Here is a 23,840-nt window from a genome sequence, read left to right on the forward strand (position 1 = left end):
GCACAGAACTTGATGATGCTCGGTCGGCGCCGATGCACCGATCGGCGGACCCGGGTCGAACCCCACTCCGTCACCGAGTGGGGCACCGTACGGACCGCAAGGTCCGGCTCACCAGCGGTGCCGGGTCCGAATCGCCTACCGCAGGGCCGCCCCCGAGCGGCCGGCCAGGACACGACGACGCGGCTCGCGCCAACAACCGTCGCGTCGACCGCGGACCGGCCGCACGCAAGCGGGCCATGCGGAAGCGAACGCCGCCAAGGCGGACGCGACCGAGCAACGGCAATGCCGTCGGGGTACCGCGCGCTCAGACCCGGGCGGCATTGCTATGCGTGACCCCGGTGCACCCACCACCCCACTCTTCTTCATGGGCCGACGTCCGCGCGGCGATCGGCCGGACCGAGGCCCCGCGACGCGGCCTGAGCAGCGCCGCCGAACCGGCTGCGAGGCGAACCGCCGTGATCCTCTCGGTCCGCAGGCCTGAACTGCGCGGTCCCTCAGGCGCCTTCGGGCTCCGCGGGATTCGGCGTCCGCGCGGGCCCTTCCGCTTCCCCGGAGACCATTGCGAGGGTCTTCCCGGGCACGTAGCCCTCCTCGCGCTGCGCCCAGCGGACCAGCCACCACACGATGAGCACCGCGGGCAGGCCCTTGAGCATCACCCCGGCCAGGACGCCGAGCGCGCCGAGGCCCAGGCCGTCGCGCAGCAGCGGCGAGTTCCACAAGGCGTGCAAGGCGATCACCGCCGCCAGGGCGCCCGCCGACACCCACACCGACCGGGCCGTGCGCCGCGTCGCCGCGTACGCCACCCCCGCGCCCGCGATCGCCGTGAACACCGCGTGGCTCCACAGCCCGGCGAGCACGCCGCGCACGATGAAGACCGCGATCACCGGTTCGACCACGTCCCCGGCCCGGTTGAGGACCGTGCTCGACATCGCGAACGCGTAGCCCTCCACGATCTGGAAGCCCACCCCGCAGAACGCCCCGAGGACGATCCCGTCGAGCACCCCGTGGACCCGGCCCCAGGCGATCGCCACCACCAGGACCACGCCCGCGGTCTTGACGACCTCCTCGACCACCGGCGCCGCCAGCACCGGCGACCACCGCTCGGCCCAGGTCGGACCCCACGCGGTCGCCATGAGCCCGTGCAGCGCGCGCGAACCGAACAGCGAGGTCATCACCGCCACGGTCGCGCCCCACAGCAGCCCGAGCACGGGCGCCGCGGCGGGCAGGGCGAGACGGTCGGCGAAGCGGCGGCGCAGCCACCAGAACGGGACCGCGAACAGCGAGAAGAGCACGAGCGCGGTCGTCCCCGCCCGCGGGTAGGCCAGCGCGACCGGCAGCGTGTTGTACAGCAGCAGGATCGCGGCCGCGCCGATGAGCAGCGCGGCCGTCCACTGGGCGGGGGAGGTGGGGTCGGGGCGCATCAGGCGGCCCCGAACGAGAGCTGGGCGATGAGCGAGTCGATGCGGCCCACCGTCCCCGGGTCGAGCGAGGCGCCTTTGGCGGTGACCTCGGCGCGGATCTCGTCGTGGACGAACGCGCACGTGAAGCCCGCGCCGGTCTCGGTCACGAAGCTGCGGCCCGCGCCCTCGACGCCGTCGGCGGCGCACTCGCGCGGCTCGGTGAGCTGGACGCCCGGCTGGACCTCCAAGAGGCGCCCCATCTCGGCGGCCAGGTACTCGGCGTCGAAGTCGTAGGGTCCGGCCACGGCGATGTCGACCTCGGCGTCGCCCACGAGGAACTCCGCGCGGCCCGAACCGGGCTGGTAGTAACCGGGGCGCATGAGGACGTCGTCGGGGGCCGTGACCGTGACGCCAGCGAGGACGAAGGTCTCGCCGCCGACGTCCACGGTCGGGGAGACCGCCTTGTTCAGCAGCGGCACGCCGAGGGCGAACAGCAGGACCACGGCGGCCACGGCGGTGGCGACGGCGAGGCTCCTCCTGCGGGACACGCCTCAAGCGTGGCACGTGATCTCCGGCGGCGCATCGGGAATGCCCGCCAATCGGGCACGGGCCCCGTGCGCGGCGGCGGCACGAAAGCGGCAGAGCGGCGAAGGCGGGGACGGAGAAGGACCGGTCGGCATGGCCGGACCGGTCCTGAGGGCCCAGAGGGCCGGGGCCGTTCGCTCCGGCGGGGCGTGCCGGTGCGGTCGGGGTGCGGGCCCTGAGGGAGGGCCCGCTTCCTCGAATCGGGCTGACCGCGGCGCCGACTGCCGCGGTGTCGATCGGACGGCGGCCGGAAGGGTGGTCCGGCCCGCTGATCGGTGCCGCGCCGCAAGCGGCGCGGGGCGGGTTCGGCGGGGGGCTAGTCGACCGACTCGCGCTGGGTCGGGATGTCGCCGTTGATGAGCGCGCGGATCTCGGACTCGCGGTAGCGGCGGTGGCCGCCGAGGGTCCGGATCGCCGAGATCTTCCCGGCCTTCGCCCAGCGGGTGACGGTCTTCGGGTCCACGCGGAACATCGCGGCGACCTCGGAAGGGGTGAGCAGGGCCTCGGATTCCACCGGAAGGTTCAGCTCTGTCGTCATCGTTCTTCTCCTCCACAGACGGGCTGCGAATCACCGGCGCCGAGCCTTGATTCGTTCCTACCGCTAATCGTCCGGCTTGTCCTAGGTGTCCGACATAGGCCGAACGGCCGATTTTGCTTGGACTTTCCGCTCGGCTCCCTCATCCGAGTGATCAGTCCACAAGCGAACACGCTGGCAGGAGGGTTCGCGGTGCAGCCGTGCTCAGTTCAGGCGTTCGGCGAGACGACGATCACGCCAGCGGTCGACCAGGCGCGCGTAGCAGTCCTGCGCGTCCTCGGGCTCGGAGGCGCCGAGGTGGTCGATGGCCTGCCAGGTGAGGTCCACGGAGTCCTCCTCGCGCAGCTCGGCGGGGTCGAGCCGGGAGGCGAGGCCGCCGTAGTCGAGCTCGACCACGGCGTCGCGGTGGAAGCCGTCGAGCCACCGGCCGGTCTCGGCGAGGGCGGCGGCGAGCTCGGCGTCCTCGCCGAACTCGGCCCGCACCAGGTTGCGGGCGACGACCATGCCGGTGCGGGACTTGCTGATCGGGGTGCGGTAGCGCAGCTGGGAGAGGCCGGGCCGCAGGACCAGTTCGCGGTCCTCGGGGCGCACGCACGCGAACCAGCGCAGCGGCACCGACCAGGAGGCGACGTGTTCGTGGGAGTCGGCGGGGGCCTCGTGGCGGTCGGCGCCGTCGTCGAGTTCGACGATCTCCTCGGCGGAGGCGAGGAACTCCGGCGGGAACAGCGCCTCGGCCACGGCCTCGGGCGTCAGGCGCTTCACTTCGAGGGCGGCGGCGGCGATCCGGTAGCGCAGGTTCCAGGGGCACACGAGCGGGTCGGCGCCCGGCCCTCGGTCGATGACGTAGGCCTCGCGGTTGAAGGAGGGGACGACGCGCCAGGGCCACCCGATGCGCTCGTAGAGCGCCTCGCGGCGCAGCCGCGGGCCTTCGAGCGGGTCGACCGCGCGGCCCGAAGCGGCGTACGCGCGCCAGTAGTCGGCGTCGGCGAACGCCGCCGCCGGCTCGTAGACGCGCAGATAGGACGCGTTCGGTGCGTACACGAAGCGAATACTTCCATAGTCATATGCTGGGGGCGTAGGCATACCCGCGCTACACGACACGAGTCGGCCGAGACCCGGCCGACCGGGGCGGAGCGGGGCTGTGCGGGCGCGAAGCGTTCACCGGTGTCGCCGTGGCGGACCCGGGAACGCGAGGTGTTCACTGGCCCTACCGTGGTGGACCGGCGCGCCACCGCCGCCCGAAACGAGAACTGGAGAGCAAGCCATGAGCATCTTCGACGCCAGCGGCCATGAACAGGTCGTGTTCTGCCACGACCCCGAGTCGGGGCTGCGGGCGATCATCGCGGTCTACTCCACCGCGCTCGGCCCGGCCCTCGGCGGCACCCGCTTCTACCCCTACGCCTCCGAGGAGGAGGCCCTCACCGACGTCCTGCACCTGTCGGAGGGCATGGCCTACAAGAACGCGATCGCCGGGCTCGACCACGGCGGCGGCAAGGCCGTCATCTGGGGCGACCCCGGGGTCGACAAGACCGAGGCGCTGCTGCGGGCCTACGGGCGCTTCGTGGAGTCGCTGGGCGGCCGGTACGTGACCGCGTGCGACGTCGGCACCTACGTCGAGGACATGGACCACGTCGCGCGCGAGACGCGCCACGTCAGCGGCCGCAGCCCCGAGTCGGGCGGCGCGGGCGACTCCTCGATCCTGACCGCGTTCGGCGTGTTCCAGGCGATGCGCGCGGCCGCGCAGCACCGCTGGGGCGCGGTGGACCTGGCCGGGCGCACCGTCGGCGTCGCCGGGCTCGGCAAGGTCGGGCGCCACCTCATCCCCCACCTCCTCGAAGCGGGCGCCGACGTCGTGGCCTGCGACGTCGACCCGGCCGCGATCGGCCGCACGGCCGCGAACCACCCCCAGGTGCGCCTCGTCGCCGACGCCGACGAGCTCATCGCCTCGGGCATCCACATCTACGCGCCGTGCGCGATGGGCGGGGTCCTCAACGAGTCGACCCTGAAGACCCTCGACGCCGAGATCGTCTGCGGCGCGGCCAACAACCAGCTGGCGGAGCCGGAGGTCGCCGTCGAGCTCGAACGGGCCGGCGTCCTCTACTGCCCCGACTACGTGGTGAACTCCGGCGGGGTCATCCAGGTCGCCGACGAGTACGACGGCGCCTTCGACTTCAAGCGGGCCGAGCGGCGCACCCTGGGGATCTTCGCGACCACCGCGCGCATCCTCGAACGCGCGAAGGGCGAGGGGACCACGCCCGTCGCCGCCGCGAACGCCATCGCCGAGGAGCGCATCGCCGCCGTCGGGCGCCTCCAGCGCCTCCGCATGTTCCGTTAGCCCGTCCTCGCGCGGCGGCCGCACCGGCCGCCGCGCGACGGCGGAGCGTGGTTCCGCCGGTGCTTTCGGTGAGATTCGACCTCGCATTTCGGGCGGTCGTTCGTCCCGATCTGGTGGTCATCGCCGGTAATCTGTGGCATCCAACTCATGGGCCGGGATGCAGTCTGACGCCGCGAGGTTGTACCGTAGGACCCACGAAGAGATTGCAAGCATTCCGGGGCGCCTTATCGGCTGCCCCGATGATTTCTGTGCGAGGGGGTCGAGCCATATGGGGCGAGGCCGAGCTAAGGCAAAGCAGACCAAAGTGGCCCGTAAGCTCAAGTACCACACTCCGAACACCGACATGCGAGCGCTGGAGCGCGAGCTTGGTTCCGGTCGTGAGGACGAGGTCGACATCGAGCCTCCTGAAAAGGAGCCGGACCCGTATGCCGCTTATGCCGACGATCGGTACGACGGAGACGAAGACGACCTCCGTGAAGATGACTGGCTCCCGCCTAAGAAGCAGTTAGCCGGAAGGCGCCGCGGCGATCCGCCGCGAGCCGACCTGGCGGGCCCGCACACCGATACCCGCAATCTCCATATCCAGCGAGCGCAGACGTCCCCGGCGGACCCTGCGCCGTTCGCGAAGGTCCGCTCCCCGCGAGCCGGGCCGGAAGCGCTGGAGCAAGGACTTCGGATAGCGGCGCGGACGCCGAGCCCTTGAACAGCGCGGCGACAGACACCATAGACGAAGCGGCGGCGCGACCTTCCGGTCGCGCCGCCGCTTCGGCGTCGCTACTGCTGGGGGGCCTGGGGCCAGTTCTGCTGGCCGGGGGCGGCCTGCGGGGCCTGCGGCTGCACGGCGGCCTGCTGGCCGGTCGGGTAGGCCGGGGCGGCGGGCTGCGCGGCGGCCGCGGAGCCGGGGACCAGGATGGCGCCGGTGACGAACAGGCCGTAGGCGCCCAGGAGCAGGATCGCGCCGATCCAGGCCGAGGCGTCGGCGGCGTTGTCGTTGTCGGGCAGGGCCAGCAGCACGAACAGGAGCTTCGCCAGGAACAGCGTCGCGCCGACGAGCGTCAGCGCCTTCCACAGCGGGCGGAGCTTCTCACCGGTGAACAGCGTCAGCGCGAACGCGACGATGACCGCCACGAGGATCGACAGGACGCCGCCGGAGAGGTCGTCGCGGACGAAGTCGGCGAGGTAGGTGCCCTCGCCGAACTCGGAGGAGCCGCCGGAGCTGGTGCCGGCGATGAGGCCGGCGAGGACGAGGGCGCCCAGGCCGCACAGGCCCAGGATCGCGGGCATGGAGGGCACGCCGATGCGGTCGAACAGCGTCGGGCCGGGCTGGGCGTAGGCCGCGTACTGCTGCTGCGCCTGGTACTGGGCCTGAGGGGAGGCGTACGCCTGCTGGTAGGGCTGCTGCGGTTGGGCAGAGGTGGGCTGCTGCGGATACCCCGCACCTGATTGCTGTTCACTCATGACCTCATCATGCCTTGGACGGGCAAATGGACGCATCCGGGTTGCGAACCTGGTCCGGGTACCCGCCGGGCCCTCAGGCGGGCCCCGGGGCGCCCGGTCGGCGCCGCCCGCCCGGAATCGGGAGGCCCATCGTCGGCATCCAGGGCCCGCGAACCCGTACGCTGGAACCATGTCGCAACGTCTCCGTCCCGTCGCTCCTATTTGGGTGGCGGGCCGCCCGCAGCACGGCGAGGAGGAGTTCTTCGTCACCCACCCCTACGACGAGTCGCCGGTGGGGGCGACCTCCTGGGCCACCGCGGGCCAAGTGGAGGCCGCGGTCGCCGCCGCGGCGGGCGCGGCGGCCGAGTGCGCGGCGCTGCCCGCGCACGTGCGGGCCGAGGCGCTCGAACACGTGCGCCGCCGCCTCGACGAGGAGTCCGAGACGTGCGCGGAGCTCATCACCGCCGAGTCGGGCAAGCCGATCGCGTGGGCCCGGGTCGAGGTGCGCCGGGCCGTCTCGACGTTCCGGTGGGCCGCCGAGGAGGCGCGCCGCTTCGGCGGGGAGGTGCAGCGGCTCGACACCGACCCGACCGCGGACGGGCGCATGGCGCTCGTGCGGCGCTTCCCGCGCGGCCCGGTCCTGGGCATCACGCCGTTCAACTTCCCGCTCAACCTGGTGGCGCACAAGGTCGGTCCCGCGATCGCGGCCGGCTGCCCGATCATCGTCAAACCGGCCCCGGCCACGCCCCTGTCGGCCCTGCACCTGGGCGCCCTGTTCTCCGAGACCGACCTGCCCGCCGCGATGCTCTCGGTCCTGCCGGTCCCGAACCACCGCGCGGAGCTGCTCGTCGACGACCCGCGACTGGCGGTCGTGTCCTTCACCGGCTCGTCCCGGGTGGGGCGCCAGCTCCTGCGGCGCGTCCCCGAGAAGCACGTGACGCTCGAACTGGGCGGCAACGGCGCGGCCCTGGTCACCGCCGACTACCCCAAGCGGGACTGGGCGGCCGAGCGGATCGCGATGTTCGGGAACTACCAGGCCGGGCAGTCGTGCATCGCCGTGCAGCGCGTGTTCATCGAGGCGCCCGCGTACGCCGACGTCGCCGGCCGGATCGTCGAGCACGTCAAGGCCCTGCCGACCGGGGACCCGAACGACCCCGCGTGCAAGGTCGGCCCGCTCATCGACGCCGAGGCCGCCGCGCGCGTCGAGGCGTGGATCGAGGAGGCCGTGGACGAGGGCGCGAAGGTCCTGTGCGGGGGCGGGCCGCGCGTCGGCGCGCTCGTCGAGCCGACCGTGCTCGCGAACGTGCGCCCCGACGCGAAGGTCCTGCGCGACGAGGTCTTCGGGCCCGTGCTCGTGCTCGCCAGCGTCGAGGACTACGCCGAAGGGCTCGCCGCCGTCAACGACTCCCGGTTCGGGCTCCAGGCCGGCGTGTTCACCGAGAGCCTCCCGCAGGCCATGCTCGCCCACCGCACGCTCGACGTCGGCGGCGTCGTCATCGGCGACGTGCCCGCATTCCGGGCCGACCAGATGCCCTACGGCGGCGTCAAGGCCTCGGGCACCGGGCGCGAGGGCGTGCGCTCGGCGATGGAGGACTACACGGTGGAGCGGGTCCTCGTCCTTCCGGACACTCTTTGAGCCGCTGATTCGGTCGCCGCGGCCCCCGCGGTGACGGCCGGGCCCGAAGACGCCGCCCGGTCGCGCACCTCGCACCGGTGACGACCTGGGCCGATCGGGCACGGGCGACCGCGCCGAGCTGCGATATTCGTTACTCTTCCCGAGTCCCGTGCCAGGTCGCGCTTGACAAGGCCCTATAGCGTGGCGACATGACTGTCCCTCCGAACTACGGTCCCCCGCCGGAGCAGCCCCAGACGCCCGGCTACGGCTACCAGTCGCAGCCCGGCGGCCCGAGCCCCTACGGCGGCCAGCAGCCGCAGTTCGGCTCCGGCCCCCAGTACGGCGCCGCCCCGCAGTTCGGGCAGGACCCCGCCGCACCCTACGGCGGCCCGCTGCCGCCCGAGCCTCCCAAGCGCAACCTCGGGCTCATCGGCGCGATCATCGTCGGCGTCACCGTCCTCGTGCTCGGCGCCACGCTCCTCATCACGATGAACCTGCGCGGCGACAAGGACGAGGACAAGGTCGCCGGCGAGGAGACCGAGACGAGCGAGTCCGCCTCCGAGGAGGAGACCTCGCCGGGCGAGGAGACCACCACCGAGGAGGCCGCGGCCACCGAGGTCGGCCAGTGCCTCCCGTACGAGCCCGAGATCCTCGGCGACGGCCTCTCCCTCGTCGACTGCTCCGACGCGACCGCGTTCTGGGAGATCACCGCCCAGACCTACGACGTCGGCGACGTCACCGTGGACGACGACGGCAACCTGACCGACACCGCGCCCGCCATCGAGCTGTGCGGCGCCGAATGGGGCGAGAACGCCCTCGGCGAGGCCTGGACGAACTGGCACTACGTGTACTCCAACGGGTACCTCGACTCGCTGTACTGCATCCAGGCGACCGGCGCGGCCGACCCCGCCGAGCCCGAGCACCTCCCGTACATCCCCGACACCGGCGACTGCTTCGACAAGTCCGACGACTGGTGGACCGTGTCCTGCGACTCCGACCTCGCGGTGTACAAGGTCGTCGACACGGTCGTCTACGACGACCCGGTCGACATGAGCGAGGAGGAGGCCAAGGACGAGGCCACCTGCGGCGGCGACTGGTACTGGCAGATCAAGGACACCCAGGGCTGGACCACGGCCATCATCTGCGCGAACGAGGTCTGACGAGCACCGTCTGACAATTGTCGGAGTGACATGACGACGGGGGCGGCCATCGGCCGCCCCCGTCGTCGTCCGCGTCCCCCGCATCGCCGTCGGGGACGGCGAACGGCGGCGCGAGGATCGCGCCGCCGTGAAGCCGGGTCAGGACCGGGGATCAGCCGAAACGGCCGGTGATGTAGTCCTCGGTGCGCTGGTCGGACGGGTTGGAGAACAGCCGCTGCGTCTCGTCGAACTCGACGAGGAAGCCGTAGCGCTCGCCCGCGTCGTCGATCGCCGCCGAGAAGAACGCCGTCGCGTCCGAGACGCGCGCCGCCTGCTGCATGTTGTGGGTGACGATCACGATCGTGTAGTCGCGCACCAGCTCGTTCATGAGCTCCTCGATGCGCGCGGTCGCGATCGGGTCGAGCGCCGAGCACGGCTCGTCCATGAGCAGGACCTCCGGCTGCACCGCGATCGCGCGGGCGATGCACAGGCGCTGCTGCTGGCCGCCCGAGAGGGCGAGGGCGCTCTTCTTCAGGTTGTCCTTGACCTCGTCCCACAGGGCCGCGCCGCGCAGGGCCTGCTCGACGCGGTCGGCGAGGTTGTCCTTCATCCCGTTGATGCGCAGCCCGTAGGCGACGTTGTCGAAGATCGACTTGGGGAACGGGTTCGCCTTCTGGAAGACCATCCCGATGTGGCGGCGCACGGCGATCGGGTCGACGCCCGGCCCGTACACGTCCGTGCCGTGGAAGGCGACCCGGCCGCTGACCTTCGCGCCGGGGATGAGGTCGTTCATGCGGTTGATCGAGCGCAGCACCGTCGACTTGCCGCAGCCCGAGGGCCCGATCATCGCGGTGATCTGGTTGCGCGCGACCGGCAGGGAGACGTCGCGGACGGCGTGCGCCCTCCCGTAGTGGATGCCGACGCCCTGGAGGTCGATGACCGTCTGCGCCGCGGTCCCCGACGCCGGGCGGCCCTGCGGGGCCAGGCCCGCGATGGGGGCCTTGGCGCGGATCCCTGTCTCGTTCACGGTCACCCGAACTCCAATCACCGAATGTCAACCGCCGTTAACGTGTCCTGCCCTCATGGAACGCGATGCAGGTGCACGGCAGTGGACGTGCAGGTGAACTGGCGGTGAATGGAATCGGGGACCGGGCCCGCGCCTCAGGCGTGCTCGGGCGGCAGCAGCTCGTCGTTCGGATAGCCGCCCAGGAGGTCGTCGGAGGCGGTGAGCGAGAAGTCGTCCTGGAGCCCGACCTCGCCGAGATCGACCGAACCGGACACGTCCCCGTCCTCGGCCAGCTCCATGAGCATCCCGCGGATCACCGGCGCCGGGACCCCCGCGTCCTCGGCGAGCGCCGCCAGGCTCACGGTGACCGTGGCCGACTTGGCGTTCCCGGGGAGCACGAAGCGGCCCTCCTCGTCGAACTCGTAGTCGACGCCGCCGACCCTGCGGATCGCGATCGCCGTGAGCTCTTCGAGGTCCCCGCGCTGGTCGGCGGCCTCCTCGATGGCCTCGACCTTGTCGAAGGCGAGCACGTCGAACGGGTTGATGTACAGCTGCGGGGCGACCAGGTGCTTGCCGTCGCGGGTCTCGGAGCGGTACAGGCCGAGCGCGAGCAGGAACTCCAGCAGGTCGCGGACGGTGTGCGGCACGGGCAGGCCCGCGCGGCGGCAGTGCGTGGTGAAGGTGTCGATGCGCTCGGAGCGCTCGGCGGTGGCCCGGTCGTACTCCTCGCGGGCCTCCTTCTCGATGACCTCGGCGGAGGCGCCGAGGTGGTGCTCGGAGGCCTCGGCGATCCAGTCGTCGACGTCGCCCGGGTCGCACCAGACCGGCTCGTTCCAGATGTCGTCGTCGGGGAAGGCCTCGGCCCACCAGTTCGCCGGGAACGGGTTCACCGAGGGGACGGTGCGGAACAACTCGATGCTGCACGGCATGATGCGGATCCACGCGGGGTGCATCGGGGCTTGGACCGGTCCGGACTCGTCGCCGAAGGGCCTCTCGAAGGATTCCACGCATCGACGTTATCAGCGCGGACCGACGCGATCGAGCCGCTGTGCCTGGACTTCGCTTTCAGCGTAGCGGCGCGGGCCGGACGGCCCCCGCGCCGGTGACGCGGGGTGCCGGGCGGTGCCCGTCCCGCCGCGCCGCCGGGTGGAGGCGGCGCGGCCGGGCGTTCGCGGATCGGGAGGGGACGCCCGGGAGGCGCTAGCCGTTCAACCGGATGCCGGTGAGGTCCGGCTCGAAGGCGGCGAGGCCGCCGAACTGGTCGGGGGTGAGGTATTCGAGGGTGCGGACCTGCTGTTCGAGCAGCATGCCCACGGTCACGATCTGGTCGGCGGCGTTGAGCACCAGCCAGTGCTCGTACTCGGTGCGGTGTTCGACGGACTGCGCCTCGGCGGTCACAGCGGTTTCCTCCCTGACGTCACGGAACGGTGACAGTGATGATGATGCGGTCAGGACAACGTAATGCGCCGTGAGCGGTGCACGGATTCATGACACGCGCCGCGCGCCGGAAATACACGGATCGGTCGTACCACTCGGTTGTACCGCACAGCGGTCGGCGAGGCGGTACGGCCCGGACTCGAAGCACGGCGGTGGGGCACGGTTGTAAGGCACTGTCATGGGACGCCCGTCCGGAACGTGTCCCGTCCGGCGGTTCAGTCGCGGAGGACGAGCCGCAGCGAGGCGACGCCGTCGTCCGCGACCTCGATCGGCACGCCCCAGTCCTGGCGGGTGAGCTGGCAGGCGGGGTGCTCGGCCTCGGCGTCGCAGGTCGCGGCCTGGGCGACGACCTGGAGGACGCCGCGCTCGACCCCGTCGGCGAGCACGAGGTCGCGCCCGAGCTCCTCACCGGCGCCCGCGCCCTCGGCGAGGAGCTGCGGCGGGTCGGCCGAGACGGTGACCCGGATCGGCGAACCGTACGTGTAGTCGAGCTTCTGCCCCGCGGCGGGCGCGAACAGGACCTCCAGGCGCAGCGCGCCGGGGCGGACCTTGGTGCGCTTGCGGGTGACCCGGTGGTGGCGCCCGGAGACGGCCGACTCGCCGAGGCCGGGTTCGGCCAGGCGGTGCGCGGCCGACTCGACGACGAGCGTCCGATCGCCCAGGACGAGGACGTCGCTGGGCTCGGCGAGGCCCTCGGCGAGCGTGCTCACCGTCGCGGCCCGCGGATCGTAGGCGCGCAGGGCGCCGTTGTAGGTGTCGGCGACCGCGATGCGGCCGTCCGGCAGGACCGCGACGCCGAGCGGGTGCTGCATGAGGGCCTCGGCGGCGGGGCCGTCGACGTGCCCGAAGTCGAACAGGCCCTGGCCGACGACGGTGCGCATCGCGCCGTCCTCGACGTAGCGGAGCGAGGAGGTCTCGGAGTCGACGAGCCACAGGCGTTCGCCGCCGTCCTCGGAGGCGCCGACGGCGAGGCCGGAGGGCTGGGCCATCCACACCTGGTCGAGGGGGCCGTCCTTGAGGCTCTCGACGGTGGTGCCCGCGTAAACGCCCGCGGTGCCCTTGAGCGGGTCGAAGTACCAGAGCTGGTGGATGCCGGCCATCGCCACGACCACCTTCCCGTCGAACCAGACGAGGTCCCACGGGGAGGAGAGGTCGGTCTCCAGGGCGGCGTCGGTGCCCGCGTCCATGCGCCACTGCGCGCCGGTCCCGGCGACGGTGGTGACCGCGCCGTCGGCGAGGCGCACGCCGCGCAGCAGGTGGTTCACGGTGTCGGCGACGACGAGGTCGTACCCGACGCGCGAGGCGACCTCCTCGGGGAGGAGGACGAGGCCCTGCGGCTCGTTGAACCGCGCCTCGGCGGCGCCGTCGGTGCGGCCGCGCTCGCCGGAGCCGACGACGGCCGTGACGGTGGCGAGGTCGGGGGCGAGGCGCACGAGGCGGTGGCGGGCGGAGTCGGTGACGAGGACGTCGCCGCCGGGCAGCGCGATCGCCTTGCCGGGGAAGCGGAGCGTGGTCGGCGCGGGGTCGGCGGCGACGTACGGGCTGCCCTCGGGTTCGAGGGTGCCCTTGGCGGTGTGTGCGGCGACGAGGTCGCCGATCACGGCGTCGAGTGCGTCGAGGTGGCCTTCGCCGGCCATGGTGGCGACGGCGTAGCCCTCGGGGTCGAGGACGACGAGGGTCGGCCAGGCGCGGGCGGCGTAGGCGTCCCAGGTGGTGAGGTTCGGGTCGTCGAGAACCGGGTGCTCGACGCCGTAGCGCTCGACGGCGGCGGCGAGGGCCCGCGGGTCGCGCTCGTGCTCGAACTTCGGAGAGTGGACGCCGACGATGACGAGCGCGTCGCCGTACTTGGCTTCGAGCGGGCGCAGCTCGTCGAGGACGTGCAGGCAGTTGATGCAGCAGAAGGTCCAGAAGTCGAGGACGACGACCTTGCCTTTGAGGCTGTCGAGGTCGAGGTCCCTGCCGCCGGTGTTGAGCCAGCCGCGGCCGACGAGCGGGGCCGCGCGCACGCGAGAAGCAGTCACCGGACGAGACTAGCTCGCGTGCGGCACATGAGACCTGCTCATGTCATGGAACGGGGCCGACGGGCTTGCCGTCGGCCCCGTGGGGCTTGTCGTACCTGCGCGGTATTTTTGAACCAGGGGTCCCTTAAGGCCGGATATATCGTGATTTATCAGCCTTCGGGATGGTTCGCCTACTCTTCTTCGGTCGCCGAGGCGTCCGGCTCCTCGCCGCCCTCGCCGTCGGCCGGGGCGCCGAGGAGGCTCAGGCAGTAGACGTCCTTCTCTACCGTGAGGGTCTCGCGCTGCGTGTCGGCGCACTTCTGGCCGTCGTCGACCTTCTCCACGATCTTGAAGTCCTCGCCGTCCTTGGCGTCGGCGCAGTCGATCGCCTCGGCCTGGTCGCCGCTGGTCTGGCGGACGCAGCCGCCCTCCTCGAACTTCGGGGCCGCGAACAGCAGGAAGTACACGCCCACGCCGGCCGCGATGACCACGAGCGCCGCCACCGTCGCCAGGATCGGCACCAGCGCCTTCCTGCCGCCGCCGCCCGAGGGCGGCGGGGACTGCTGCGGGACGGTCGGCTGGTAGCCGTAACCGGGCGCCACGCCCGGCTGCGTGTACTGCTGCTGCGCGGCCTGCGGCTGCGACGGCGACGCGTACGGGGTCGGCGGGGGCTCGCTGTGCGGGTTGTGCGCCCCGATGATGAGCTTCTGGGTGTCGTCGGACTGCACCGGCGGCGGCTGCGGCGCGGACGGCTGCTGGTAGGCCGACTGCGGCTGCGCGTACGGCGCGGCCGGGGGCGGCGGCGGCACCGCGGCGGGGTTCGCCAGCGGGTTCGGCGGCGGCGACGGCCAGGCCGAGGCGGCCGGCGAAGGCTGCGGGGCGCCGCCGAGCTGGTCGCCGTACGGCGCGGGGGCGTTGAAGCCCGAGACGCCCTGCGGCGGCAGGACCTGCGTGCGCTCCTCCTGCACCTCAGGCGCGGGCGGCTGCTGAGGCTGGGACGAGGGCCCCAGGCGCAGGATCTGCGTGCCGTCCTCGTCGAACTGCGGGGCCGAAGGCGTCGGCTGCGGGCCGTCGGCGAACGGCGCGGGCGCCTCGGGCGCGGCCGGGGCGACCTGCGTGGGAGCCGCGTCCGCCGCGGGGGCGGGCGGCACCTCGACACCGGCGCCGGCGACCGGCATGGCCTGCGTGGCGCCTTCGTCGATCGACGGGGCCGCGGGGGCCTCCGGCGCGACGGGGTCGGCGGCGGGAGCGGGCGGGACGTCGGCGAGCGCCTCGTTCGGGACGAACTCGGTGGCGCCCTCGTCAACGGACGGCGCGGCCGGGGCCTCGGGGGCGGGGGCCTCGGCGGAGACCTCGGGAGCAGGGGTCTCGGCAGCGACCGGCTCGGCGGCGGGCGCCTCGGGGGCGGCCTCCGCAGGGACGTCGGCGGCCGGGGCCTCGCCCGCATCCGCCGGTGCGGCCTCCGCGGCCGGCGCGTCGGCGCTCGCGGCCTCGGGGGCCGGCTCGGTCGACGCCGCCTCAGGTGCGGCGTCGGTCCCGGGGGCCTCGGCGCCGTCCTTGGCGTCGGCGCTGTCGTCGGGGGCCTCGCCCTTGGCTGGCGGGTTGCCTTGCTCGGAGGTCACGGCTGCTCCTCAATTGCTGCTTCCGGCCTGGCGTCTTGGGGGCACGCCAGACGGTCACACGCTACCGCAGCGGCGCTAACGATCACTCGACAGGGTTAAAAGGTGCGCCGGTCCGCGGGCCCCCGGCGGCGGGCCCGAACAGGCGTATCCGGGCAAGAGAAAAGGCCGGGTGCCAGCGGTTGCCCACCCCTCATGGCAATCGCGGCACCCGGCCGGTGTGAGAACCCCCTGGAGAGGGTCTCCGCGGTGTGCGGACTCGGCGCTGTCCGTCACACCGTTTGGAGGAGATAAAGTTCGCGGTCTCAGTGTCCTGAGACGGTCGGAAACTTCGAAGTCATGTTTCCCCGTTGTTTCCGTGCCTCAATTACAACACCGAACACCGAGTTCCGCCAACGAATCGTCGGTGCCCTTGATCACGTCCAGGCGAGCAGCGTTTCCCCAGGGTGCTGTAGGAACGCGCCGACGTCGGCGAGGAACTGCGAGCCGAGCTCCCCGTCGATGAGCCGGTGGTCGAAGGACAGGCCGAGGGTCGTCACCTGCCGGACCGCGAGCTCGCCCTCGTGCACCCACGGCTGCGGGCGGACGGCGCCGAACACGAGGATCGCCGACTCCCCCGGGGGGAGGATCGGCGTGCCGGTGTCGACGCCGAAGACGCCGACGTTGGTGATCGAGATCGTCCCTCCCGCCATGTCGGCGGGCGGGGTCCGCCCCTCCCGGGCCGTGCCCGCGAGGGCGCCGAGCGCCTCGGCGAGTTCGAGCAGGCTCAGGTCCTGGGCGGCCTTGATGTTCGGGACGACCAGGCCGCGCGGGGTGGCGGCGGCGATGCCGAGGTTCACGTCGCGCTTGACGACGATCTCCTGGGCGGCCTCGTCCCACCGCGCGTTGATCATCGGGTGGCGGCGGGCGGCCAGCAGGACCGCCTTGGCGACGAACAGCAGCGGCGATACCTTGACCCCGGCGAACTCCCGGCGGGCCTTGAACGCCTTGACCGTGTCCATCATCGCCGTCACGTCGCAGGTGAGGAACACCGTGACGTGCGGGGCGGTGAACGCGGAGGCGACCATGTTCTGCGCGGTCAGCTTCCGCACGCCCTTGATCGGGATGCGCTGGTCCTCGGCCGCGGCGCGGACCGGGGCGGGGGCGCCCCGGTCGGCCAGGGCCGCGGCGAACGCCTCCAGATCGGCCCGCGAGACCGTCCCGTGCGGGCCGGTCGCGGTGACCGCGGCGAGGTCGATGCCGCGGTCCTTGGCGAGCTTGCGCACCGGGGGCTTGGCGAGCGTCGGACCGGCGTGGACCGGCGCGGACGGGGCCGCAGGAGGGGTCGGGGTCGGAACCGGAGCCGGCGCGACCGCGGGAGCCGGTGCGGCGGCCTCGGGGCCGGGGCGGCGCTTGCGGCGCTTGGACCCGGCCTCCTTGGCGCCGTAGCCGACGAGGTTCGGCGTGCGCCCGCCCTTGGAGGGCGCCTCCTTCGTCGGCACGGGCGCGTCGGCGCCCTCGACCTCGAAGCTCGCCAGCGGCGAGCCGACGTCGACGGTCTCGCCGGCCTTCGCGTGGTGCTCGGCGAGCACCCCGTCGTAGGGGCTGGGGACCTCGACGAGGGCCTTGGCGGTCTCGACCTCCACGAACGGCTGGTTGAGCACGACCGAGCCGCCGGGCTCCACGAGCCAGGCGGCGACTTCGCCCTCGGTGAGGCCTTCACCGAGGTCGGGCAGGTTGAACGTGATCTTCTGTCCCATGTGCTCCTCCTCAGTACTCAAGGGAACGGTCGACGGCGTCGAGCACTCGGTCCAGGTTCGGAAGGTAGTCGTCTTCGAGGCGGCTCGCCGGGTAAGGGACGTCGTAGCCGGTCACCCGCGCCACGGGCGCCTCCAGGGAGTAGAAGCACTCCTCGGTGAGCCGTGCGGCGACCTCGGCGCCGATGCCGACGTTCCCGGGCGCCTCGTGGACGACCACCGCCCGGCCGGTCTTGCGGACCGAGGCGAACAGCGGCTCCCAGTCGATCGGGGAGAGCGCCCGCAGGTCCACGACCTCCAGGTCGAGGCCCTCCTCGGCGGCCGCGGCGGCGGCGTTCGCCGCCACGTCCACGGTGGGGCCGTAGGCGATCAGGGTCGCCGTCGTGCCCTCGCGGACGACGCGGGAGGCGAACAGGTCCCGTTCGGGCGCGTCGGTCGCGACCTCGCCCTTGGCCTGGTAGCGACGCTTGGGCTCGAAGAAGATCACCGGGTCGTCCCCGGCGGCGGCCTGCTGGATCATCCAGTAGGCGTCGGCCGGGTTCGAGCAGGTCACGACCTTGAGGCCGGCCGTGTGCGCGAAGTACGCCTCGGGGGACTCGGAGTGGTGCTCGATCGCGCCGATGCCGCCGCCGTAGGGGATGCGCACGACCACGGGCAGGCGCACGCGGCCGCCGGAGCGGTTGGGGATCTTCGCGAGCTGGGAGACGAGCTGGTCGAACGCGGGGTAGACGAAACCGTCGAACTGGATCTCGCAGATCGGCCGGTAGCCGCGCATGGCGAGGCCGATCGCGGTGCCGATGATCCCGGACTCCGCCAGCGGGGTGTCGATGATGCGGTCGGCGCCGAAGTCCTTCTGGAGGCCGTCGGTGACGCGGAAGACGCCGCCGAGACGGCCCACGTCCTCGCCCATGACCAGCGACTTCGGCTGGTCTTCGAGTACTCGGCGGAGGCCTGCGTTGAGGGCCTTCACCATGGTCATCGTCGTCATCGGAGCTCGCTCCCCTCGATCGCGGCCTCGTCCAGGGAGGCCTGGAAGTCGAGCGCCTCGGCCCGCTGCGCGGCGATGCAGGGGGGCGTCTGCGCGTACACGTTGTCGAACATCTCGGTCACTTCCGGGTCGGTCAGGGCCATCACCCTGGCCCGCAGCTCGCGGACGAGCTCGCCCGCCTCGGTGTCCACGCCCGCGAAGTAGGCCTCGTCGGCCAGCCCCTCGGCCGTCAGCCACTTGCGGTAGCGGACGATCGGGTCCTTCGCGCGCCAGAAGTCCAGCTCGGCCTCGTCCCGGTAGCGGGTGGCGTCGTCGGAGGTGGTGTGCGGCTGCATCCGGTAGGTGTAGGCCTCCACCAGGCTCGGGCCCTCGCCGCGGCGGGCGCGGTCGAGCGCGGCCGAGGTGACCGCGTAGGTGGCGAGGACGTCGTTGCCGTCCACGAGGACCCCCGGCACCCCGAAGCCCTCGGCCCGCCGGTACGGCGGCAGCCGGAACTGGCGGGCGTTGGTCTCGGAAATCGCGTACTGGTTGTTCTGGCAGAACAGCACGAGCGGGGCGTTGAACACCCCGGCCCACACGAGGGCCTCGTTGAAGTCGCCCTCGCTGGTCGCGCCGTCGCCGTGGTAGACCACCACGGCCTCGCCGTCGTCCCCGCCGACCGCGCCGTCCATCGCCACGCCCATGGCGTAGCCGGCGGCGTGGAGGGTCTGCGAGGCGATGACGATCGCGTACATGTTGAAGCGGTCGGCGGCCACGTCGCGGCCGCCGAGGTCGGTCCCGCGGAACAGCGCGAACGACGAGATGAGGTCGATGTCGCGGCACCACTGGACGCCGAGCTCCCGGTAGGCCGGGAACACCGTGTCCTGGGGCCGCAGGGCCCGGCCGGAGCCGACCTGGGCCGCCTCCTGGCCCAGCAGGCTCGGCCACAGGCCGAGCTGCCCCTGGCGCTGGAGGGCGGTGCCCTGCGCGTCCAGCTCGCGGGTGACCACGAGGTCGCGGTAGAGGCCGCGGTACTCCTCGTCGGTCAGGGTGAGGTCGTAGTCGGGATGGTTGACGCGCCGCCCTTCCGGGGTCAGCAGTTGCACGAACTCTGGTTCGTTCGTTGAGGCGGGTTTCGGACGGTTCTTGGCCGTCTTCCTGGCAGGACGCTGTTGGTCGCCCATGAATGCCTCCTCATATTCGTATTCCGGTATATCCAAGCATCCCAAAGCCTTGGGCGGTGCGCGTCACACCGGGTACCCGATTACTATTCGGGGCTGAAGTCTGACACTGAGTAGCCGGATTCGGTTGCGCCTCCGACATCATCGGTCCTGAACGGCCGTTTCGTCGCACGGGGGTGGCGGGAAGGAGCACACGGTGCGCGGCAGACGCGGCGACCAGGGGGGACGCTGGCCGGTGGGTCTCTGGCTCGCCCTGGTGGGGGTGAGCGCGGGAACCGTCGCCTCCTTCGGACTGGTCGGTTGGACCTTCGCCACGGGGCTCTACGAGATCGAGGACGCCGGGGAGCCCGTGGCGATCGACTCGGGGACCGTGGTCTTCGAGGCGCAGGAACCGCCCCCGGCGCCCGCCGCGGGCGAGGACCTCGACCTCGAACCGCCCGCGGGCACCGGTACCGAACCGGCCGACGAGCCGAGCCCGATCGAACCGCAGGTGAACGAGGTCCCTGAGACCCAGGCGGACCCCGTCGAGGAGCGCGCGCCGATCGAGGAGACCGCGCCGCCGAAGCTCGTCCCGGTGGACGAGCATGAACCCGAGTGCGACCGCAGCGAGGACGCCGAGGACGGCGCCGAGGCGGGCGAAGGCTCCAGCGACTGGTACGAGCACTGGGACGGCGACACCGGCTGGCGCTGGGACGAGGACTGGGACCAGGACTGGGACGCCGATTGGGACCAGGACTGGGAGCACTGGGACGACGGGGACCGGGGCGAGGAGGACCGTCACCGGGACGAGGAGCCCCGCCTCGTCGAGGTGACCGAGGAGCCGTCCGAACGCGCCGCCTACGACGTCGACTGAGGACCGGGAGCACCGCCGGGACGGTCGTTCACCTTTGCGCGCCTGCCGATTCCGAGGCGACTCGCCCGAATGAGTGAGTTGTGGGGAAGGCCACGTCTGGACCGTAACCTGCACATGCGGATTGCCGTTAGCCCTATCGAGAGCGCGTCGCCGAGCGACGAACGCACACGGATGTAGGTGGGGTACAAGCTAATGGATCCTTTCTCGCGCACCATGCTCGCCTGTTCGGCAGAGGCGGGCCTGACCACGACCGCGCTGTCCCGGCACGTGCCGTTCCTGCGCCGCAACGTCCGGCCGGGGGACCAGGTGTCCCTCCTGGGCCGGTGCGTCGGCTCGGACGGCCTCGGCAGCGGCGACCACATCCTCATGCTCACCGGCGAGCGGATGGTCGTGACCCGACAGTCGCGCCTGCTCGGACGCGTCCGCCTCTGCCTGGACGCGCCGGTCGGCGCGATCGAGAACCTGCGCTGGTCGGCCGACCCGGCCGGGCCGGGCGTCGAACTGAACTTCACCGTCATGGAGGGCCCCGGCGCGACCGAACCGCACCGCTGGCACTTCTGGCTCCCGGCCAGCCACGCCAAGCGCGTGTGGCGGATCGACGCCCTCCTAGCCCGCGCGTTCCGCCGCCCGAAGGCCATCGCCCGGCCCGCGAACGCGCCCCGCGCGATCCGCCCGCCGCACCCCGCGCTGCTCCCCAACGCCATCGAATCGGCGAGCGGCGTCTTCCCGATCATCCCGGCGCCGATGGCGAACGCCGTCTTCAGCGACGCGGGCGGCCACCCGGCCAGCCCGATCCCCGCAGCGAACCGGCCGCGCCACGCCGCTCCTCAACCCCAGGCCGGCCCGCCCGCACCCCCCCAGCCGACCAACCCGCCGCGCCACCTCGCGCCGCACCTGCCCGAACGTGAGACCACCCTCGCCGCCGCCTGACGGCACCGCCCGGAACGACGTAGGCCGGTGCTCCAGCTTCGCTGGAGCACCGGCCGTTCTCGTGTCACGGCCTCGGCGCCACCGCGCCGAGGTTCGCCTTCGGGGTTACCTGCGCAGCTCGGCGGTGCAGCACTTGACCGAACCGCCGCCCTTCTTGAGCTCGGAGAGGTCGACGGGGATCGTCTCGTACCCGGCCTCGCGGAGCTTGCCGACCATGCCGGTGGCCTCGGCGTTGATGACGACGTTGCGGCCGTCGGAGACGAAGTTGAGGCCGAACGCGGCGGCGTCCTCGGCGTCGGCGATCACCGCGTCGGGGAAGAGCCGCTCCAGGAGCAGGCGGCTGCCGGGGGCGAAGGCCTCGGGGTAGTAGGCGATGCGCTCGTCGTCGAGGGGCGCCAACGCGGTGTCGAGGTGGTAGTAGCGGGGGTCGACCAGGCGCAGCGAGGCGACCTGGCGGCCGAACACGTCGGCGGCCTCGGCGTGGGCGCGCGCGTCGGTGCGGAATCCCCAGCCGGCGAGGATGAGTTCGCGGCCGGGCAGGTAGGTGAAGTCGCCCTCGCCTTCGTTGATGAACTCGGGCTTGGCGACGGTCCAGCCGGCGCTGCGGTACCACTTCTCGTGGGCGTCGGCCTCGGGGCGGCGTTCGGGGTAGCGGAAGCTCGCGCCGTAGGCGACGCCGTCGACGACGAAGGCCCCGTTCGCGGCGTAGACCATGTCGGGCAGGCCGGGTTCGGGCTCGATGCGGAGGACTTCGTGGCCGAGGCCGGTGTAGATGTCGGCCAGTTCCTCCCACTGCGCGCAGGCGAGGGTGGTGTCGACGGGGGCGGTGGTGTCCATCCAGGGGTTGATCGCGTACTCGACCGCGTAGTAGGCGGGGCGGCACATGAGGTAGGTGCGGCGGCCGGGCGACCGGGTTCCGGGCGCCTGCGCAGGTGAAGAGCGGTGTATCTCCATTGCGCGAGTGTAGACATTCCCGGGCCGCTCGGCACCCCCGCGGGCCCGGGACACCCCGGACTGTGATCAAACCGCCTCATCCCCAGGTGAGAGCCGGATTGGCCGCAGGCCCGGGGAGGGGCCCCCTCCCCCTCCCCCCACCCCGCCCCCTTGCCCACCCGCCCTTGCCCACCTCTCGCCGACCGGCGTGCCGGGCGCCGGTTGGTTGTCGGTTCCTGGCGGTGCGGCCGCACCGCCAGGAACCGGGTTCGTCTCGAATCGGTCTCCTGGGTGTGGGGACCTATTCGACTTTGACCGGGCCCGCTCGGGATACGGCCGTTGCGGGGCCGAAGGCGGACGGGATGCCGGTTGCGGGGGTGCTCACGTACACGGTGACCTCCAGGTCTCGGACTTCGCAGCGTTCGAGTTCGACTTCCGCCTCCTCTGTCAGCTCCTGCGCCGCGGCGCAGACTTCTCCTTCTCCGAACAAGACCTTTGCGGCGCCGGCCAGGGCTGCCGCGTCGGCGGCGCCTTGGGCGCGATGGCGGGCCGCGGTCGCCTGGCCGACGGCGGTGAAGGCCATTGCCAGGGTCACGATCGCTGCGACGATGCCCGCGCCGAGGACCGTGGCCGATCCGCGTTCCCGGTCGTGGTCGAGCGGGTGGAAGCCTTTCGGCTCGGGTCCGCGGTCCGCCGCAGGCGGGCCGGGGTGCCGGATTCGCGGTTGCGGGCTCGCGTTCGGCGGGTGCATCAGGGGACCCCCGGTTCCATCGGGGCGGCGGCGCGGGCGGTGACGGACACCGGTGCGGTGAGCGGCCCGAACGGTCGCACGGGGACCGAGACCACGACCCGTGCCAGGCCGCCGTCCTGCGAGACGGCGACCGTGGCGCCGTCGGGCAGGTAGGCGGCGGCGACGGCCTGTGGGTCCTCGCTTCTGGCGGCGGCGATCGCCGCGCTGTTGGCCGCGTCGATGGCGCGGACCTTCGCGCCGACCGTGGACACGGCCCACAGGCCGAGTGCGAGGACCGCGACGATCGCGGGCAGGATCGCGGCCGTCTCGGCGGTGACGAAACCGCCTTGGCGCGGATCGCCCCTCGCCGGTCCGCGGTGCTCGGGTGGCGGCAGGTCCGCCGGTTCGGTTCGGGCGGTCCGGCGAAGGTTGCGGTGCTCGCTGCGTCTGGCGGATCGGTGGACGGCGCGACCGGCTGCCTGGTGGGCGGTTGGTCGCGGGGTCGGGGACGGTCGTCTTACGCGTGGGGTCATGCGAGGGCCCTTTCGATGAGGGCGGACAGGGCGCCTTGGACGGTGCCGGAGGTGAGGACTTTCAGGAGCACTCCGGCGAAGGCGACCGCCGCGAGCGTGCCGACGGCGTATTCGGCGGTGCTCATGCCGCTCTGGCCCCGGAGTCCGGCGGTGAAGCGGGCTCGCCAGCCGGGTTTGCGCGGGCCCTGCATCTTGCCGGGGCTCCATTCATCGGCGGTCCGGTTCTTCGCGACCTGGTTGTTGGTGGTCCGGTGCGCGACGGGTTCGGGTTGCTGTGGGTCGGGTGCGGGAGACGGTCCTGCGGTGATCGGCGGGCGGCATCGGTTCGCGCCCGGGGACCAGGGCTTCGCAGGATCGGTGTCGCTCGATGTCGGTGTTGTTGCAGGTGTCGTGTTGACGCAGTTCGGATTCGGGGGTGTCGGGCTCGTAGGGGTCGGGTTCGCCGGCACGGGTTCGACGAAGGTCGAGTCCGAGGGTTTCGGATTCGAGCCGCTCGGGTTCGCGGGCAGCGGGTTCGGAGGTTCGGGTCGATCGGTGTCCGGTTCGGTCGGGTGGGCGGTGTTCGAGGGTTCGGGGTTCTGGTCGGGTTCGGTGGTCGTCCGGGCGTGGTCGGTTCGGTTCTGGCGGTTCGAGGGTTGTTGTCGGTCGGGTTGTGCCGGTTCGGTGCGGCAGCGGCGGTCGCCGCATTCGGGCGCGCGGGCCGCCGGGGTGCAGGCGGGTTTCCATCGGCTGGTCGGGCAGCATGAGGCCGGTCGGTGGTCGGGTGCGGTGGCGGCGGGGCGGTTCGCGAGGATACGGCGGGTCGGGAGGGCGATGGTGGTGTCGGTGGTGGTGCGCATGTCGGTGTCCTCTTCTCTGTTCACGGTTTC

General features: G+C 72.4%; 22 protein-coding genes and 1 pseudogene. 6 read left to right on the forward strand and 17 right to left on the reverse strand.

All coding sequences use genetic code 11. From position 1 onward, the window contains the following. Positions 1-494: 494 nt before the first annotated feature. The 4 genes from E9998_RS16165 to E9998_RS16180 form a co-directional block, all read right to left on the reverse strand. Positions 495-1,421 carry a PrsW family intramembrane metalloprotease gene (locus E9998_RS16165; RefSeq protein ID WP_136530736.1) on the reverse strand — a complete coding sequence of 309 codons (927 nt, stop codon included), beginning with the start codon at positions 1,419-1,421 and terminating at the stop codon, positions 495-497. Then, complete coding sequence (locus E9998_RS16170) at positions 1,421-1,948, reverse strand: hypothetical protein (RefSeq protein ID WP_136530737.1); 528 nt, start codon at positions 1,946-1,948, stop codon at positions 1,421-1,423. The genes E9998_RS16165 and E9998_RS16170 overlap by 1 nt, the downstream gene beginning before the upstream one ends. A gap of 353 nt (positions 1,949-2,301) precedes the next feature. Further along, a complete protein-coding gene (locus E9998_RS16175) occupies positions 2,302-2,523 on the reverse strand; it encodes a BldC family transcriptional regulator (RefSeq protein ID WP_136530738.1) in 222 nt (73 codons plus the stop codon). Positions 2,524-2,724: 201 nt separating this feature from the next. Then, entirely contained in the window at positions 2,725-3,561 is an 837-nt protein-coding gene (locus E9998_RS16180; protein WP_136530739.1) for a DUF8083 family protein, read from the reverse strand. A 223-nt stretch (positions 3,562-3,784) separates the two neighbouring features. Here E9998_RS16180 and E9998_RS16185 point away from each other — a divergent pair, with 223 nt between their 5' ends. Next, positions 3,785-4,855 (forward strand): Glu/Leu/Phe/Val dehydrogenase dimerization domain-containing protein, encoded by a 1,071-nt coding sequence (locus E9998_RS16185; RefSeq protein ID WP_136530740.1) that lies wholly within the window; start codon positions 3,785-3,787, stop codon positions 4,853-4,855. Positions 4,856-5,123: 268 nt separating this feature from the next. Further along, a pseudogene (locus E9998_RS27120) lies at positions 5,124-5,339 on the forward strand (DUF3073 domain-containing protein); the annotation flags it as partial. A gap of 290 nt (positions 5,340-5,629) precedes the next feature. On the opposite strand, the gene E9998_RS16195 reads toward E9998_RS27120, so the two are convergent. Then, the gene (locus tag E9998_RS16195; RefSeq protein ID WP_136530741.1) at positions 5,630-6,313 is read right to left on the reverse strand and encodes a hypothetical protein; all 684 of its coding nucleotides are present in this window, start codon (positions 6,311-6,313) and stop codon (positions 5,630-5,632) included. 169 nt (positions 6,314-6,482) lie between these two features. Between E9998_RS16195 and E9998_RS16200 the strand changes: the two genes are divergently transcribed. Together E9998_RS16200 and E9998_RS16205 are read left to right on the forward strand one after the other, a co-directional pair. Then, a complete protein-coding gene (locus E9998_RS16200) occupies positions 6,483-7,928 on the forward strand; it encodes an aldehyde dehydrogenase family protein (RefSeq protein WP_136530742.1) in 1,446 nt (481 codons plus the stop codon). 188 nt (positions 7,929-8,116) lie between these two features. Beyond that, positions 8,117-9,067 carry a proline-rich domain-containing protein gene (locus E9998_RS16205; protein ID WP_136530743.1) on the forward strand — a complete coding sequence of 317 codons (951 nt, stop codon included), beginning with the start codon at positions 8,117-8,119 and terminating at the stop codon, positions 9,065-9,067. A 151-nt stretch (positions 9,068-9,218) separates the two neighbouring features. Here the strand turns inward: E9998_RS16205 and pstB are convergent, their stop codons facing one another. From pstB to E9998_RS16245, 8 genes are all read right to left on the reverse strand, one after another. Next, the gene (pstB, locus tag E9998_RS16210) at positions 9,219-10,079 is read right to left on the reverse strand and encodes a phosphate ABC transporter ATP-binding protein PstB (protein ID WP_136530744.1); all 861 of its coding nucleotides are present in this window, start codon (positions 10,077-10,079) and stop codon (positions 9,219-9,221) included. Positions 10,080-10,207: 128 nt separating this feature from the next. Then, complete coding sequence (locus E9998_RS16215; RefSeq protein ID WP_136530745.1) at positions 10,208-11,059, reverse strand: DUF6042 family protein; 852 nt, start codon at positions 11,057-11,059, stop codon at positions 10,208-10,210. A 193-nt stretch (positions 11,060-11,252) separates the two neighbouring features. Further along, positions 11,253-11,450: a hypothetical protein gene (locus E9998_RS16220; protein WP_136530746.1), complete on the reverse strand. Its 198-nt coding sequence runs from the start codon at positions 11,448-11,450 to the stop codon at positions 11,253-11,255. Positions 11,451-11,704: 254 nt separating this feature from the next. Continuing rightward, the gene (locus E9998_RS16225; protein ID WP_136530747.1) at positions 11,705-13,510 is read right to left on the reverse strand and encodes an NHL domain-containing thioredoxin family protein; all 1,806 of its coding nucleotides are present in this window, start codon (positions 13,508-13,510) and stop codon (positions 11,705-11,707) included. Between the two features lie 170 nt (positions 13,511-13,680). Continuing rightward, the gene (locus E9998_RS16230) at positions 13,681-15,111 is read right to left on the reverse strand and encodes a hypothetical protein (RefSeq protein WP_136530748.1); all 1,431 of its coding nucleotides are present in this window, start codon (positions 15,109-15,111) and stop codon (positions 13,681-13,683) included. A gap of 413 nt (positions 15,112-15,524) precedes the next feature. After that, entirely contained in the window at positions 15,525-16,847 is a 1,323-nt protein-coding gene (locus E9998_RS16235) for a dihydrolipoamide acetyltransferase family protein (RefSeq protein WP_136530749.1), read from the reverse strand. Between the two features lie 10 nt (positions 16,848-16,857). Next, on the reverse strand, positions 16,858-17,832 hold the full coding sequence (locus tag E9998_RS16240) for an alpha-ketoacid dehydrogenase subunit beta (RefSeq protein ID WP_136530750.1): 975 nt from the start codon (positions 17,830-17,832) through the stop codon (positions 16,858-16,860). Next, positions 17,829-18,995 (reverse strand): thiamine pyrophosphate-dependent dehydrogenase E1 component subunit alpha, encoded by a 1,167-nt coding sequence (locus E9998_RS16245; RefSeq protein ID WP_136530751.1) that lies wholly within the window; start codon positions 18,993-18,995, stop codon positions 17,829-17,831. The genes E9998_RS16240 and E9998_RS16245 overlap by 4 nt, the downstream gene beginning before the upstream one ends. Positions 18,996-19,188: 193 nt before the next feature. Between E9998_RS16245 and E9998_RS16250 the strand changes: the two genes are divergently transcribed. Together E9998_RS16250 and E9998_RS25730 are read left to right on the forward strand one after the other, a co-directional pair. Then, the gene (locus E9998_RS16250) at positions 19,189-19,845 is read left to right on the forward strand and encodes a hypothetical protein (protein WP_136530752.1); all 657 of its coding nucleotides are present in this window, start codon (positions 19,189-19,191) and stop codon (positions 19,843-19,845) included. Positions 19,846-20,037: 192 nt separating this feature from the next. After that, a complete protein-coding gene (locus tag E9998_RS25730; RefSeq protein WP_192907107.1) occupies positions 20,038-20,775 on the forward strand; it encodes a hypothetical protein in 738 nt (245 codons plus the stop codon). Positions 20,776-20,880: 105 nt separating this feature from the next. Here E9998_RS25730 and ddaH read toward each other — a convergent pair whose 3' ends face one another. The 4 genes from ddaH to E9998_RS26385 all read right to left on the reverse strand — a co-directional run bounded on the left by ddaH (position 20,881) and on the right by E9998_RS26385 (position 23,834). After that, positions 20,881-21,729, reverse strand: coding sequence for a dimethylargininase (gene ddaH / locus E9998_RS16260; RefSeq protein ID WP_136530753.1), 849 nt, complete (start codon positions 21,727-21,729; stop codon positions 20,881-20,883). A 280-nt stretch (positions 21,730-22,009) separates the two neighbouring features. Then, on the reverse strand, positions 22,010-22,459 hold the full coding sequence (locus tag E9998_RS26795) for an Rv3654c family TadE-like protein (protein ID WP_136530754.1): 450 nt from the start codon (positions 22,457-22,459) through the stop codon (positions 22,010-22,012). Then, the gene (locus E9998_RS16270; RefSeq protein WP_136530755.1) at positions 22,459-22,971 is read right to left on the reverse strand and encodes a TadE family type IV pilus minor pilin; all 513 of its coding nucleotides are present in this window, start codon (positions 22,969-22,971) and stop codon (positions 22,459-22,461) included. Before E9998_RS16270 ends, E9998_RS26795 begins: the two co-directional genes overlap by 1 nt. After that, the gene (locus tag E9998_RS26385) at positions 22,968-23,834 is read right to left on the reverse strand and encodes a DUF4244 domain-containing protein (RefSeq protein WP_136530756.1); all 867 of its coding nucleotides are present in this window, start codon (positions 23,832-23,834) and stop codon (positions 22,968-22,970) included. Before E9998_RS26385 ends, E9998_RS16270 begins: the two co-directional genes overlap by 4 nt. Positions 23,835-23,840: the final 6 nt, after the last annotated feature.

Source organism: Glycomyces paridis (assembly GCF_004912155.1).
Classification (GTDB): Bacteria; Actinomycetota; Actinomycetes; order Mycobacteriales; family Micromonosporaceae; genus Glycomyces; species Glycomyces paridis.

What these genes read in the sequence shown, in the direction of transcription:
- E9998_RS16195 (WP_136530741.1), bottom strand. Translation starts at nt 6,313, where the DNA reads ATGAGTGAACAGCAATCAGGTGCGGGGTATCCGCAGCAGCCCACCTCT.
- E9998_RS16235 (WP_136530749.1), bottom strand. Translation starts at nt 16,847, where the DNA reads ATGGGACAGAAGATCACGTTCAACCTGCCCGACCTCGGTGAAGGCCTC.
- E9998_RS16245 (WP_136530751.1), bottom strand. Translation starts at nt 18,995, where the DNA reads ATGGGCGACCAACAGCGTCCTGCCAGGAAGACGGCCAAGAACCGTCCG.
- ddaH (WP_136530753.1), bottom strand. Translation starts at nt 21,729, where the DNA reads ATGGAGATACACCGCTCTTCACCTGCGCAGGCGCCCGGAACCCGGTCG.
- E9998_RS16240 (WP_136530750.1), bottom strand. Translation starts at nt 17,832, where the DNA reads ATGACGACGATGACCATGGTGAAGGCCCTCAACGCAGGCCTCCGCCGA.
- E9998_RS16270 (WP_136530755.1), bottom strand. Translation starts at nt 22,971, where the DNA reads ATGACCCCACGCGTAAGACGACCGTCCCCGACCCCGCGACCAACCGCC.
- E9998_RS16165 (WP_136530736.1), bottom strand. Translation starts at nt 1,421, where the DNA reads ATGCGCCCCGACCCCACCTCCCCCGCCCAGTGGACGGCCGCGCTGCTC.
- E9998_RS16175 (WP_136530738.1), bottom strand. Translation starts at nt 2,523, where the DNA reads ATGACGACAGAGCTGAACCTTCCGGTGGAATCCGAGGCCCTGCTCACC.
- E9998_RS16205 (WP_136530743.1), top strand. Translation starts at nt 8,117, where the DNA reads ATGACTGTCCCTCCGAACTACGGTCCCCCGCCGGAGCAGCCCCAGACG.
- E9998_RS16200 (WP_136530742.1), top strand. Translation starts at nt 6,483, where the DNA reads ATGTCGCAACGTCTCCGTCCCGTCGCTCCTATTTGGGTGGCGGGCCGC.
- E9998_RS25730 (WP_192907107.1), top strand. Translation starts at nt 20,038, where the DNA reads ATGGATCCTTTCTCGCGCACCATGCTCGCCTGTTCGGCAGAGGCGGGC.
- E9998_RS16185 (WP_136530740.1), top strand. Translation starts at nt 3,785, where the DNA reads ATGAGCATCTTCGACGCCAGCGGCCATGAACAGGTCGTGTTCTGCCAC.
- E9998_RS26795 (WP_136530754.1), bottom strand. Translation starts at nt 22,459, where the DNA reads ATGCACCCGCCGAACGCGAGCCCGCAACCGCGAATCCGGCACCCCGGC.